This is a genomic window from Nocardia sp. (assembly GCF_025465275.1).
GTDB lineage: Bacteria > Actinomycetota > Actinomycetes > Mycobacteriales > Mycobacteriaceae > Nocardia.
The window spans coordinates 1-13,194 of sequence record NZ_JAODNK010000035.1 but is presented as its reverse complement, the minus strand read 5'-3'; the positions used below and the strand labels follow the sequence as shown (position 1 = coordinate 13,194).

Sequence of the window (13,194 nt, the reverse complement as noted above, 5' to 3'; positions counted from 1 at the left end):
CACCATGTCTCCCAGGAGTTTTGCGATGACCAATTCCTTGACGGTCGCCGACCTCACCCTCACCTTCCCCGATGGCGCCGAGCGTATTACGGCGCTCGACCACGTGAACCTGTCGGTGCGCGGCGGCGAGATCGCCGCCATTACCGGCCCCTCCGGGTCCGGCAAGTCCACGCTGCTGGCCGCCGCCTCCACCCTGGTCCGTCCCGACTCCGGTCGCGTCGAGCTCGAAACAGCCTCCGGGACTGTCGATCTGGCGGCCCTGAGCCGGCGTGAAGCGACAACGGTGCGCCGCGATTCCATCGGCATCGTCTTCCAGCAGTCCAATCTGATTCCCGCGCTGACGGCGCTCGAGCAGCTGGAAGCCATGATCCACCTGGGCCAGACCTTCTTCGTCTCCCCCGCCCGGCGGCGCGAAGCCCGTTCGCACGCACGCGAATTGCTCGCGGCGGTCGGTCTGGGCGACCAGGAGAACAAGCGTCCCGCGCAGCTCTCCGGCGGTCAGCGCCAGCGGGTGAATATCGCTCGCGCCCTGATGAACAACCCGTCGCTGCTCGTCATCGACGAGCCCACCAGCTCGCTGGATCAGGAGCGCGGCGCGGCCATCATCGACCTGATCATCAGGATCGCCCGCGAGCACCATGCCGCCACCCTGCTGGTCACCCACGATCTTTCCCACCTGCATCAGATGGATACCGTCTACCGCATGGTCGACGGCGTCCTGCGCCTGGACCCCGCGACCGCCGCCGCCTGAACCGGCCGCCGCCGATCGCCCGCACCACACCGTCCGCGAGGATGCCCGCATGGAACTCGTGACATCGCTGCCCGCCGACACCCCGCTGTCCGAGGTGGCGGCCCGGGTCCGGCGGATCGAGGACCTCGGCTTCGACACCGTGCACATTTCCGAAACCGTGCGCGACCCGTTCAGCGTGTGCACCCTCGCCGCGGAACACACCACCACGCTGACCATCCGAACCAGCATGGTCGTGGCCTTCCCTCGCAGCCCGATGCTGACCGCGTACGCCGCCTAGGACCTCGCCCGCTTCTCCGGCGGCCGCTTCCAACTGGGCGTTGCCACCCCCTCTCCCTGAAAAACCACGTCCTCCCCGCCCTCCGAACCGGTGCCGCCAAGTCCGCCCGCACGGACGACGGCCCCCGAATCATCGTGGTCCCCAAGCCGATCACCGGCCGAGACGACTCCGCCGTAGCCACCGCCCGCGAAAACCTGCGCACAGAACTGGCCTTCCTCTACTCCACCCCCGCCTACCGAGGCACCCTCGACCGCCTAGGCCGCCCCGACATAGCCGACCGCCTAGCCCAATCCGCACAAGCCGGCAACTGGACAGCCCTCCCCACCCTCCTCACCGACGACATCCTGAAAACCCTCGTCCCCCAAGCCACCTACAAAGACCTCCCCACAGTCCTCCACTCCTGGTACCCCAACACCTGCCACGGCATCTCCCTAGACCTCCCCCCAACCCCCGCCGACGACCCAGCCTTCCGCACCACCCTCCGCACCCTCGCGAGCGCGTAGCGCAGCATCGACCAGGAACTGACGTCGGAACACACTCGCGTTTTGCCGCCACCAGTTCCTGGTGATCGCCCGACCGGATTCCTAGGCGGGAGCCAGATGGGGTTGGACTCGGGTGCGGAGGGCGGATTTGGCGGATTCGTCGAGCCACGAACCCTCGATGGCGTTCAGGGTGAAGGCGAGCAGTTGGTTGGCGTCGTATCCCAGCGTGCGGTGCAGGACCTCGAAGTCGCTGGTGGGGTTGGTGCCGAACATCGGCGGGTCGTCGGAATCGATGGTGACTCGGAGGCCGGCATCGACCATGGCCGCGATCTTTTCGTGTTTGCCATTGCCGCTGCCGGAGTAACGGCCGATATCGGAACTCACCGGGGTGCAGGTGAACACGATGCCTTCTGCTCGGCAGCGGTCGGTGATGCGAGGGCTGTCGACCACGTGATAGCCGTGGTCGACCCGGGTACTACCGAGGACGTCGAGCAGGATTTCGATATTCGGGGGCGGCCCGGATTCCGAGTGGGCGGTGCGATTCAGGCCCGCTTTACCGGCCAGTCGGTATGCCTCATGGAAAAGCTCTGGCGGGCCGTGGACTTCGGCGTAATCCAGACCGATGCCGACCACCTCATCACAGCGGTGCTCGATGACCTGGCGCACCAGTTCGACAGCCGCCGCCGGGGTGTCCTCACGATTGATGGCCACAATGATGCGACTGCCGATTCCGGTGTCCTGCTCGGCTTCTCGCATTCCGGCGCGGACCCCGTCGAGCAGAACTCGATAGTCGGTGCGGGGGTGAGCCGGCGGGCTGACGAAGATTTCGCGATACAGCACACCGTGTTTCGAGCCCAGCTCGGTCAGAGACTCGTAGGTGATGCGCCGGAAGTCGTCGGCATCGCGGACAACCTGGCCGACCATGTCGTAGACCCGGAGGAATTCGTCGAGATCGACATGGCTGTCGATGTCGTACAGGTCCTGCGCCGTTCGCCCGCCCGGCATGGGCACACCATGCTTGCGAGCCAGCTCGGCCACGGTTTCGGGCAGCACCGAACCGGTGAGATGGCAGTGCAGGCTGACCTTCGGCAGCTCGCGGAAGGGAATCGTCATGCGCGGTCTCCGGACTGCTGGGCCGCCGCGAGGACACGGGCGGCCTCGCGTGTGGCATTGGTATTCGGTTGTCCGGCACGGGAACCCGCGAGCTTGGCCCGAATATGATCGGCGACCGTGACCGGCTCGTACTTGCTGCCGTCGCCGATGCACGAGGGCAGCGTTTCGATGAGAGCGTCGATATTGCCGTCGTGGAAGTAGGCGGCGCTGCGGCGGCGCTGGATGGCGCCGTCCACAATGGGCGGCTTCACCCGGTGCAGGGTGGAGAGCCAGCGCTCATTGGTCCAGCGGGCCATCAGATCGCCGAGATTCACCAGTAGCGCACCATCGGCGGGCTGGACATCGTGCCAGCTGCCGTCCGCGCCCAGCACCTGGAGACCGGGCGCTTGATCGGCCCACAGCACGGTGACGATGCCGTAGTCGGTGTGCTCGCCCATCCCGGTGAGGTCGCCATCGAGGTCGATCGTGCCCGGCGGCAGCGCGTAGTTGTTCATGCGCAGCACATCCAGGGAATGGTCGGTGTAGTCACCGAAGTAGCCCGCCGGCAGTTCGAGCGCGTCCGCGAAGGCGATGGTGAGGGTTCGAGCAACCCGGGCGGCCTCCGCGAAATAAGCCTGCACAGGTGCCTGAAACTGTGGAACCTGTTGCGGCCAGAGGTTTTCCGCGTATTCGGTTTCCGGCAACTCCAGTTCGGGATAGTCGGCGGTCGATGCTCCGATATTGAAGGCCTCGAAGAAGTCGTTCATCCGGGTCGCCGATTCCACGCCGAGGCTCAAGCTCAGGCTCTCGCTCTTGGGCGGCGAATAGCCCCGATTGATGGCCGGTGGCGTGCGGTATTGCTGCTTCGCGTCCAGGTCGAGCACGAAGAAATCGTCCAGCGCGGCAGCGAATCCGTCGATCACCGGCTGCGGCACCGCATGTCCGGTGATCTGCATGAAACCGACTGTGCGAGCGGCTTCGTCGATCTGCCGCGCCACCGCACGACGGGCGGCGGCGTCCCCGCCACTCACATAGGGCGTGATATCGATGACCGGTACGTGGAATTCCACGGGTCTTCCTTCCTCTTCAGTGCGTGGAAACGACTGGACTGAACCGTGATTCGGCGATGACACCGCGGCGAGCAGTCAGGTAGTACGCGATGCCGCCGACCAGCAGCCCGGCCGGAATGCTCAAATCCGCACCGCCGCACAGGTTTGCGATCGGCCCGACGAATACGGAGGTATTGATGCAGCACAGCGCCGCGATCATCCCCGCGACCTGAGCGAGTACGCCCGGCAGATGCAGCCCGCCGCGCCGGAGGTAGCGACCGCCCGATTCCCCGAGCGATTCCAGGTCGTAGCGGCCGCGGCGCAGGAAATAGTCGACGACAAAGATGGCCGACCACGGCGCGAACCACACGATCATGAACAGCAGGAAATTGCTGACGAAGGTATTGAAGTCCGAGGAGAACACCACGATCGCCCCGACGGCCGCGCAGATCACCCCGTCCAGCACCACCGCCTGCCAGCGTCCGATGCGCAGCCCGATGGCTTGCAGGGTGACTCCGGACGAGTACAGGTCGATGGCGTTCAGCGAGATCATCTGTGCGATAACCAGAATCAGATACGGAGCCAGGAACCAGCCCGGGTACACGCTCGGCAGCCCGCTGATCGGATCGGACGCCTGCTCGGTGAGCAGCGCCACCCCGACGCCCAGCAGCATGAGTAGCGCCTGCGGCACCGCGCCGCCGATGGTCACCGCCGCCACCACCTTCCGGCGCGGAGTGGCGGTCGGCAGATACCGCGAGAAGTCGGTGGCATTGGGCGTCCAGCCGAGTCCGCTCGCGCTGGACGCCAGGGCGACTCCGCCGAGGAAGGCCGACCACCCGGCAGGGTGTCCGACGGTGATATCGAGCTTGTCGGCGGTGAGCCAGGCCATGATCAGGAACAGGGCCGCGAACGGCACCACCAGCATATTCAGCACGCGGGTGATGGCAGCGTGGCCGAGACTCGGCAGCAGGCTCTGCGCGATCGAGAATGCCACCAGCAATACCACCTTCGTACCGTCGGAGACGTGCACGCCGGCCATGTCCAGCAGTGCCGATCCCGCGAGCACCAGGATCACCAGATCCAGTACCTCGTAGCCGATCTGCTGTAGCCAATTGCAGAAGGCGATGGGCCGCATGCCGTTCCGGCCGAAAGCCGCCCGGCTGATCGCGAACGTGGTGGTGCCCGCCGCCGGACCCGGCAGGCTCGCCAACCCGGCAAGCACCCAGGTGGCGGTGCCGATGGCGATCGCCGCCAGCGCCTGCCACACATTCAGGCCGATGGCGACGAGCAGGGTGCCGTACACCACCACCTGCACATTGAGAATGACTCCACTCCACATGAGCCCGAGTTGCCGGACAGTACCGGTGCGCTCGACTTCCGGGATGTGGTCGATGCCGCGCTGTTCGACCAAACGGGTAGTGGTGACAGGCGGATCGCCTTCGAGGACCGACAACGGGCACGCTCCGAGTAAAGCAGGGGTGATAAGTGACAGCAGTCAGATTGGCCTATTTGTGTGGCCATAACGTTCACCCGCGTCACGAACATGTAAACGCCCGCGCGCCCGCCGCAGCTCGCGATCGGGCACACTGGCCTGTGTGAACGAGATACCGGAGGCATCCGTCGAACCGGACGAGCCGAGCCTGGCGAAGCTGGTCGGCGGCGTGGTCCGCGACCTGCGTGAGAAGTCTGGACTGTCGATGCGCGAACTCGCCAAGCGTGCGGGCATCAGCCAGCCCTTCCTCAGTCAGATCGAGCGCGGCGTCAGCGCACCCTCGATGATCACCACCTATCGCCTGGCCTCCGCCCTCGACGTCACCCCCGGCGATCTCCTGCCTTCCCCCGCCACCGACCGCGTCACCGTGGTCCGCGCCGACGAGGGCCTGCGCCTCCCGGTGGCCGACCGCGCCGACGCGGCGGTGGGCCGCGCTCTCCACATGCGCCCCAACAGCCCGCTCGAGGTCATCGAATACCTGGTGGAGCCAGGCCAATTCATCGGCGGCTGGTTCGAGTCCACCGGAGTCACCGGCGTCTACGTGGTCGCAGGACACCTCGACGTCGAACTAGTCGGTGCGGGCAAAATCCGCCTGGGCCCCCGAGACTTCGTAAACTTCCCCTCCACCATGCGCGACCGCTGGCACCTCGTCGACAACGAACCCGCCCACGTCCTCCTGGTCATCGCCCAACCCAGTTAGTCCAAGATCATCAGGAACTGATGGCGGCAAAACACGAGTGTGTCCCGCCACCAGTTCCTGGTCGACGAAGTTATCCACAGGGGGCGCTGTGGCGGATGATTCCATGGGCGCCGTGGCGTACTAGTTGAGGGATGGGGGTGTTGGAGGAGGGGCCATTTCCTGGGTCGTGGGCGTTGGCGGCGGGGGTCGTTTCGTGGTGGGAGTTGCGGCACGACTTCGTGCGGGTGTTTCCCGATGTGTATCTGCGAAAGGGATGCGCCCTCGACGCCGGCGGGAGAGCCCGCGCGGCATCGCATTGGGCGAAGGGCGACGGCGTGCTGGTGGGGCTGTCCGCCGCGGCAATGCACGGGACTCGCTGGCTGGACGGAGATACGCCGGCGGAACTGGCGCGGGAGGGCAATTGCAAAGCACCCTTTGGGATTCACCAAATTCAGGCGTCCATAGAACCGAGCGAATGCTGTGAGGTGGACGGGTTCCGGGTGACAACTCCAGCGCGCACGGCATTCGATATCGGCCGGCGACTCGAGAGAGACCGAGCGGTACCGATTCTGGACGCACTCTGTGCGGCAACAAACATCCCACCGCGCGATATTGCCGACGTCGCCCGGCATCATCCGAGACTGCGTGGCGTACGGCGGCTCACGGAGATCATTCCGCTGGTGGACAGCGGCGCGGAGTCACCGCCCGAGTCGCTCACCCGGCTACTGCTCATAGACAACGGATTGCCCTCCCCCACTACACAGTTGGTGGTGCGCGACCGTACTGGACAGTTCGTAGCACGCGTCGATACGGGTTGGGCCGACTGGCGAGTCGCGGTCGAATACGACGGTGCCCAGCACTGGACCGATCCTGCACAACGCGCCAAGGACATCGACCGTCTGGCGGCACTGGAATCCCTTGGCTGGCGCGTGGTCCGAGTAAGCGCCACCCTGCTCTACTGCCGCCCCTACCTCGTCACCGACCGTGTCCGAGCAGCCCTGCACGCCCAGGGAGCCACGCTGGACGAGTGATCGCCACGAAATGGCGGCGACATTTGTGCGAGTGGGGGTCGCTGGTTCACTGGCGATGAAATCGCATGTTGGAGTTGTGGTTACGTTCTCGTCATTTGAGGGGAATAGGGTGCTCTGAAATCGCAATAGCGGTGAGGAGCGATGTTATGCGGGAAGCGCTTCCGAGTAAGAAGCAGGTTTTGCTGGCTTGTCGGGGGACAAGCTTTCCGGGGCATCCGGTACTTAGTGCGGCACATGAGTTGACCGAGCTACATGGGCGGCGGATGGCTGCGGCGCCGGAGGTTTGTGCCGAACTCGATAGTCTGCGAAACGATTTGGTGCACACTATTGATTGTTGGGTCACCTCGCGACTACCACCGTCACACGGGGCGGCGCGGGTGCATACCGAGACACTCGGCGCCGTTATCGATCGGCTGGCGCAGTTGACCGCGCATGCTTATGCGGCGCTCGCCCATGCGTCCGGTCGGGAATTGACCGTCGCATGGGAAAGCCTCGCCGAATTGGCGGTCGGCTATGAGGATTTGGCGTCCGAGGTGTGCACCGGACGCCGCCGGCTACCGGGTGGCCATTGAGTCAGCTCGGTGGCCGGTGCTGCGCGTACCAGTCCAGTAGCGAGGGGTCGTCCACTGCGGTGGGTGCCACTACTCGGGACAGGTCCGCGCCCTGGAAGAGCTTCTTCAGCGGGACCTCGAGTTTCTTGCCCGTTCGGGTGTGCGGAATACCTGGGGCGGAGATGATTTCGTCGGGGACGTGACGGGGTGAGACCTCGGTGCGGATGGCGTTGTTGATGCGCTGCTTCACGTCGTCGGTGAGCTGCACACCGGGCGCGGGCACGACGAAGAGCGGCATCCAGTAGCGGCCCTCCGGAAGTTCGATGCCGAGTACCAGGGCCTCGGCGACTTCGGGGAGGGCTTCCACCGCCTGGTAGATATCGGCGCTGCCCATGCGGATGCCGTGCCGGTTCAGTGTGGAATCGGAGCGGCCGTGCACGGTGATGCTGCCGTGGTCGTTGATGGTGATCCAGTCACCGTGCCGCCAAACGCCGGGGAACATATCGAAATAGGCGTCGTGGTAACGAGATCCGTCCGGATCGTTCCAGAAGCTGACGGGCATGGAGGGCATGGGTTTGGTGATGACCAGTTCGCCCACCTCGCCGCGCACGGGATGGCCGGTCTCGTCCCAGGCGTCCAGCGCCACGCCGAGGTAGGGGGCGGAGAGCTCGCCGGGCCAGACGGGGACCGTGCGGACACCACCGATGAAGGCCGAGACCACGTCCGTGCCGCCGCTGATGGAGGCGACCGGAATGCGCTCACCTACATTGTCGCGCAACCAGAGTGAGGAGGACGGCGGCAGCGACGAGCCGGTAATGACGATCAGTCGCAGTGCCGACAGATCATGGTCGCGGCGGGGCACCACACCGGCCTTGGCGCAGCCGAGCACATAGCCGGGGCTGGTGCCGACCACCGTGGCTCCGACACGAGCGGCAATGGCCCACAGCGCATCCGGAGTCGGCGCGGACGGGCTGCCGTCGTAGGTGACGATGGTCGCGCCGGTCAGCAGGCCGGCGACCTGGAAGTTCCACATCATCCAGCTGGGGCTGGTGTACCAGAGGAAGGTGTCGTCCGGTCCGATATCGGATTGCAGGCCAACGGATTTCAGGTGTTCGAGGAGCACTCCCCCGTGCCCGTGCACAATGCCCTTGGGCTTGCCGGTGGTGCCGGAGGAGTACAGCACCCAGAGCGGATGGTCGAAATCGACGGGGACGGTGTCGATTCTGGTGAGGTGCTCATCGATTTGCAGGCTGTCCCAGGCGATGACATCCGGAACCGCGTTGCCCAGACGTGAAACCAGCACGGTGGCAATCAAACTCGGCAGTCCGGCGCGCAGCGACTCGATATCGGCGGCCTTATCGTGCACCTTGCCGCCGAAACGGTAGCCGTCGGCGGTGACCAGCACCTTCGGCTCCAGCTGACCGAGGCGATCGAGAGCGGCCTGCGCGGAATAGTCCTGACCGCAGGCACTCCAGACGGCGCCGAGACTGGCGGTGGCCAGGAAGGCGATCACGGTCTGCGGAATGTTCGGGAGATATCCGGCGACCCGATCACCGGGGCCGACGCCCAGCCCGCGCAGGGCGCCGGCGAAAGCCGCAGTGGTGCCGATGAGTTCGGCCCAGGAGAGCTCGTCGATGCTGCCGTCCTCGTCAACGCCGAGAATGGCGGGCCGGTCGGTGCGGGCCTGGCGGGCGATCTGGTCCACATAGTTCAGCTGCACGGCCGGGAACCATTTCGTACCGGGCATCTCGGTCGAGTAGAGCACCTCACCGGACCGCTCACCCAGCTCGAAGTAGTCCCAGACCGCTCCCCAGAAGCTCGCCAGATTGTCCACGGACCACTGCCAGAGCGACTGGTAGTCCGATATGGACTCCCCCGTGCGCTTGGCCACGAACTCCGCGAAATCGGTGATCCGCGCTTCGGCGATATCCGCCTCGGCCGGCACCCACTGTGGTTCCACCGCACTACCTCCTACGACGCGAATCCCGCGCTGTCCGCAACCTGCGCACGCGCGATGATCCGCTCGGCATGCCGGATGACCGGCATATCCACCATTCGGCCCTCGAAGGTGAAGACACCCCGATGGTTCGGCACCTCCGCCAAAAGTCTTTGCGCCCAGTCGACTTCCTTGGCCACCGGAGCGTAGGCCCGCCGGATCACCGGCACCTGACTCGGATGGATCGCCACCTTGGCATCGAAGCCGACGGAGACCGCATCGAGCGATTCTTCCGCCAGGCCTTCGAGATCGGCGATATTCAGGAATACCGAATCGAGCGCGAACTTGCCGTATGCCTTGGCGGCCAGCAGCGATTGCGACCGCACATGCAGCGCCACATCGCGATAGCCGCCGTCGGCGTGCCGGCTCGAATTGCCGCCGAGCGCCGCCACCAGATCCTCCGCGCCCCACATGACGCCGATGGCATTGCGCACCATGACCGCCCGGCCGACCGCCATGGCGCCGAGCGGTGATTCGATGAGCGCAATCACCTCGTAATCGACCAGCCGCGTAATCTGCTCGGCCGATTCACATTTCGGCAGCATGAGCCGCCGGTACTCGGTGCGCAGCAGGGCGTCCAGATCGAGCATGTGCTCCACGGTGCCCGCCGCGTTCACCCGGATCACGGTGCGTTCCGGGTCCTGCGGGTTGGCGATGAGCGCTTCGCGGGCGGCGGCCTTATCCGCCTCCGCCACACCGTCTTCCAGATCGATGATCACCACATCGGCGGCGGCAGCTGCCTTTTCGAAGCGTTCTGGGCGATCGGCGGGACAGAACAGCCACGCCGGCCCAGGCATATCCCAGCTCATGCTTGCTCCGACGGCGAGCCGTCGATCGGATTCGGCGAGCCGTCGATCGGATTCGCCGAACCGTCGATCGGATTCGCCGAACCGTCGATCGGATTCGCCGAACCGTCGATTGCATTCGCCGAACCGTCGATTGCATTCGCCGAACCGTCGATTGCATTCGCCGAACCGTCGATGGGCCGCTTGCGCACCAGGGTCTTGCGGACAGCGGTCGCCACCACCTCCCCGTGCTGATTGCGGCCGGTGTGCGCGAACGTCACGATGCCCTCCCCCGAGCGGCTCTTGGATTCCCGGAGCTCGGTGATCACAGTCTCCGCATACAGCGTGTCACCCTGAAAAACCGGTTTGGGAAAGGCGATTTCGGAGAAGCCGAGATTGCCCACGATGGTGCCCTGCGTCAACTGTGCGACCGACAGGCCGACCAGCGTCGAGAGCGTGAACATGGAATTCACCAGCCGCTGATGGAACGGCGCCTGCGTCTGCGCGAACGCCGCATCCAGGTGCATGGCCTGGGTATTCATGGTGAGCGTCGTGAACAGCACATTGTCGGCTTCGGTAATGGTGCGGCCGGGCCGGTGCTCGTACACCACCCCGGTCTCGAACTCCTCGAACCAGAGGCCGCGCTGGACGACCCGCCGGACCTCCCCGGTAGCGGCCCCGGCATTCAAAGGCTCAGTGGTCACAGGCCCAATTCCCGCCCGATAAGCATCAACTGCACCTCCGTGGTGCCCTCGCCGATCTCCAGGATCTTGCTGTCACGATAGTGCCGCGCCACAGCATATTCGTTCATGAAGCCATAACCGCCGAAAATCTGGGTGGCATCACGAGCATTGTCCATGGCGGCCTCGCTGGCGACGAGTTTGGCGATCGAGGCCTGCTTCTTGAACGGCTTGCCGGACAGCATGAGCGCGGCCGCGTCGTAGTAGGCGGTGCGGGCCATATAGGCGCGCGCCTCCATGCGAGCGATCTTGAAGGCAATGGCCTGATTGCTGCCGATGGGACGGCCGAAGGCCTCGCGGTCCTTGGCGTACCGGACGCTCTCGTCCACGCAGCCCTGCGCCGCGCCGACCGAGAGGGCGGCAATGGCAATGCGGCCCTCGTCGAGAATGCGCAGGAAGTTGGCGTAGCCGCGGCCACGCTCGCCGAGCAGATTCTCGGTCGGCACCCGCACATCGGTGAAGCTCAGCGGATGGGTGTCCGAGGCATTCCAGCCGACCTTGTTGTACGCGGGCTCGGCCACGAAACCGGGGGTGCCGGCGGGCACGATGATGGTCGAGATCTCCTTCTTGCCGTCGGCCTGCCCGGTGACGGCGGTGACGGTGACCAGGCGGGTGATATCGGTGCCTGAGTTGGTGATGAACTGCTTGCTGCCATTGATGATCCAGCTGTCGCCGTCCTGCACGGCGGTGGTGCGGGTGCCGCCCGCATCGCTGCCCGCGCCCGATTCGGTGAGGCCGAAGGCGCCCAGGGCGCGACCGCTGGCGAGCAGCGGCAGCCACTCCTGCTGCTGCTTGTCATTGCCGAAGCGGTAGATCGGCATGGCGCCCAGCGAGACTCCGGCCTCCAGGGTGATGGCCACGCTCTGGTCGATCTTGCCGAGTTCCTCGAGAGCCAGGCACAGCGCGAAGTAATCGCCGCCCATGCCGCCGAACTCCTCCGGGAACGGCAGGCCGAACAGGCCCATATCCGCCATGCCCGCGACCACTTCATACGGGAAGCTGTGCTCGGCATCGTGCTTGGCGGCGACGGGCGCCACCACCTGATTGGCGAAATCGCGGACGGTGAGCGCCAGTTCGCGGTACTCGTCCGGCAGGGTGCCGGTGGACAGGAAATCGGTCATGACGCGTTGCTCTCCTGGGAATCAGCGGTAACGATGCGGGCCAGCAGCTGCTCCAGCTTGACCTGCGCACCGGGTTCGACGAGTAATTCGACACGACCCGCGATGGGGGCGGTGAGCGTGTGCTCCATTTTCATGGCCTCCACGATCACGATCGGGGTACCGGCGGCGACCTCGGCGCCGGAGAGTGCGGGCACCGCGATGACGGAACCCGGCATGGGGCTGGTGATTTCGGCATCACCCACATGTTCGCCGCCGCCGCGAATATCGGTGTCGGCGACCTCGCGGAGCTGGGCGACGCCGGTGGCGTCGGCGACCCACAGGTGACCGTCGGCGGTGGCGACGCGGTAACGGCTGCGGAGGCCGGACAGGGTGATGGTGATGCCATCGTCGTCTGATTCGGCTGCGAGCGAAGCCTTTTCACCGTCGTCCAGCCAGACCGAGCCCTGTTCAGGGCTGCCGGACAGGGAGACGTGCACGGTGCGGTCGCCGCCGATCAGCCGGAATACGGTGGCCGCGTGCTGACCGACCCGCCAGCCGCTCGGTGTCGCCCACGGATCGTTCGGGGTGCTCGGCCACTGGCGCAGCCAGAGATCGGTTGCCGCCGCGACGAACTGCGCATCGGTGACCGGCGCGGGGAGGAAGTCGACGGCGCGGCGGTCCAGCAGACCGGTATCGAGGTGTCCGGCGCGCACCTCCGGATCGGCGAGCAGGAAGCGCAGGAAGTCGATATTGGCGCGGACGCCGAGTATCTGGGTATCCCGCAGCGCCGCATCGAGTTTCGCAATGGCGGCATCGCGGTCCGCGGCGTGCGCGATGACCTTGGACAACATCGGGTCGTAATCGGCGCCGACCACGGTTCCGGCGCGCAGGCCCGAATCGACCCGCACGCCTTTGCCTTCCGGCTCGGACAGCGCCAGCACGGTGCCGCCGGTCGGCAGGAAGCCGCGACCCGGGTCCTCGGCGTACACCCGGGCCTCGATGGCGTGCCCGGTGAGCTTGATGTCGTCCTGGCCGACCGCCAGCTTCTGCCCGGCCGCGATGCGGACCTGGCACTCCACCAGATCCACGCCGGTGACCAGCTCGGTCACCGGATGTTCCACCTGCAGACGGGTATTCATCTCCATGAAGAAGAACTCGTCGGGCTTGTC

General features: G+C 65.8%; 13 protein-coding genes and 1 pseudogene. 6 read left to right on the top strand and 8 right to left on the bottom strand.

Features of this window, described 5'->3' with window-relative positions; translation table 11 throughout:
- The first annotated feature begins 25 nt into the window (after positions 1 to 25).
- The 3 genes from JWN03_RS09005 to JWN03_RS08995 all read left to right on the top strand — a co-directional run bounded on the left by JWN03_RS09005 (position 26) and on the right by JWN03_RS08995 (position 1,531).
- Positions 26 to 751, top strand: a complete 726-nt coding sequence (locus JWN03_RS09005) for an ABC transporter ATP-binding protein (RefSeq protein WP_297612504.1) — start codon at positions 26 to 28, stop codon at positions 749 to 751.
- Between the two features lie 49 nt (positions 752 to 800).
- Positions 801 to 1,028: an LLM class flavin-dependent oxidoreductase gene (locus JWN03_RS09000; protein WP_297612502.1), complete on the top strand. Its 228-nt coding sequence runs from the start codon at positions 801 to 803 to the stop codon at positions 1,026 to 1,028.
- Positions 1,029 to 1,162: 134 nt separating this feature from the next.
- The gene (locus JWN03_RS08995; RefSeq protein WP_297612500.1) at positions 1,163 to 1,531 is read left to right on the top strand and encodes a hypothetical protein; all 369 of its coding nucleotides are present in this window, start codon (positions 1,163 to 1,165) and stop codon (positions 1,529 to 1,531) included.
- Between the two features lie 81 nt (positions 1,532 to 1,612).
- Here the strand turns inward: JWN03_RS08995 and add are convergent, their stop codons facing one another.
- Genes add through JWN03_RS08980 form a run of 3 tightly spaced genes read right to left on the bottom strand, consistent with a single transcriptional unit; the run spans position 1,613 to position 5,104 of the window.
- The gene (gene add / locus JWN03_RS08990) at positions 1,613 to 2,623 is read right to left on the bottom strand and encodes an adenosine deaminase (protein WP_297612498.1); all 1,011 of its coding nucleotides are present in this window, start codon (positions 2,621 to 2,623) and stop codon (positions 1,613 to 1,615) included.
- Positions 2,620 to 3,672: an isopenicillin N synthase family dioxygenase gene (locus JWN03_RS08985; protein ID WP_297612495.1), complete on the bottom strand. Its 1,053-nt coding sequence runs from the start codon at positions 3,670 to 3,672 to the stop codon at positions 2,620 to 2,622. Before JWN03_RS08985 ends, add begins: the two co-directional genes overlap by 4 nt.
- A 16-nt stretch (positions 3,673 to 3,688) precedes the next feature.
- Positions 3,689 to 5,104 (bottom strand): purine-cytosine permease family protein, encoded by a 1,416-nt coding sequence (locus tag JWN03_RS08980; protein ID WP_297612492.1) that lies wholly within the window; start codon positions 5,102 to 5,104, stop codon positions 3,689 to 3,691.
- A 142-nt stretch (positions 5,105 to 5,246) separates the two neighbouring features.
- On the opposite strand from JWN03_RS08980, the gene JWN03_RS08975 reads away from it, so the two are divergent.
- The 3 genes from JWN03_RS08975 (at position 5,247) to JWN03_RS45450 (ending at position 7,425) form a co-directional block, all read left to right on the top strand.
- On the top strand, positions 5,247 to 5,843 hold the full coding sequence (locus JWN03_RS08975; protein ID WP_297612490.1) for a helix-turn-helix domain-containing protein: 597 nt from the start codon (positions 5,247 to 5,249) through the stop codon (positions 5,841 to 5,843).
- Positions 5,844 to 6,322: 479 nt separating this feature from the next.
- Positions 6,323 to 6,853, top strand: a complete 531-nt coding sequence (locus tag JWN03_RS08970; RefSeq protein ID WP_297612487.1) for an endonuclease domain-containing protein — start codon at positions 6,323 to 6,325, stop codon at positions 6,851 to 6,853.
- A gap of 65 nt (positions 6,854 to 6,918) precedes the next feature.
- Entirely contained in the window at positions 6,919 to 7,425 is a 507-nt protein-coding gene (locus JWN03_RS45450; RefSeq protein ID WP_366914378.1) for a DUF4254 domain-containing protein, read from the top strand.
- Between the two features lies 1 nt (position 7,426).
- On the opposite strand, the gene JWN03_RS08960 is transcribed toward JWN03_RS45450, so the two are convergent.
- The 5 genes and pseudogenes from JWN03_RS08960 to JWN03_RS08940 all read right to left on the bottom strand — a co-directional run.
- Positions 7,427 to 9,364 carry an acetoacetate--CoA ligase gene (locus JWN03_RS08960; RefSeq protein ID WP_297612485.1) on the bottom strand — a complete coding sequence of 646 codons (1,938 nt, stop codon included), beginning with the start codon at positions 9,362 to 9,364 and terminating at the stop codon, positions 7,427 to 7,429.
- Positions 9,365 to 9,375: 11 nt separating this feature from the next.
- Entirely contained in the window at positions 9,376 to 10,209 is an 834-nt protein-coding gene (locus tag JWN03_RS08955) for an HpcH/HpaI aldolase/citrate lyase family protein (protein WP_297612482.1), read from the bottom strand.
- A gap of 158 nt (positions 10,210 to 10,367) precedes the next feature.
- A pseudogene (locus tag JWN03_RS08950) lies at positions 10,368 to 10,874 on the bottom strand (MaoC family dehydratase); the annotation flags it as partial.
- An 11-nt stretch (positions 10,875 to 10,885) separates the two neighbouring features.
- The gene (locus tag JWN03_RS08945) at positions 10,886 to 12,046 is read right to left on the bottom strand and encodes an acyl-CoA dehydrogenase family protein (RefSeq protein WP_297612479.1); all 1,161 of its coding nucleotides are present in this window, start codon (positions 12,044 to 12,046) and stop codon (positions 10,886 to 10,888) included.
- Positions 12,043 to 13,194, bottom strand: a 1,152-nt coding sequence (locus JWN03_RS08940) for an ATP-binding protein (protein ID WP_297612476.1), incomplete at its 5' end; no start/stop codon positions are given. The genes JWN03_RS08945 and JWN03_RS08940, both read right to left, overlap by 4 nt.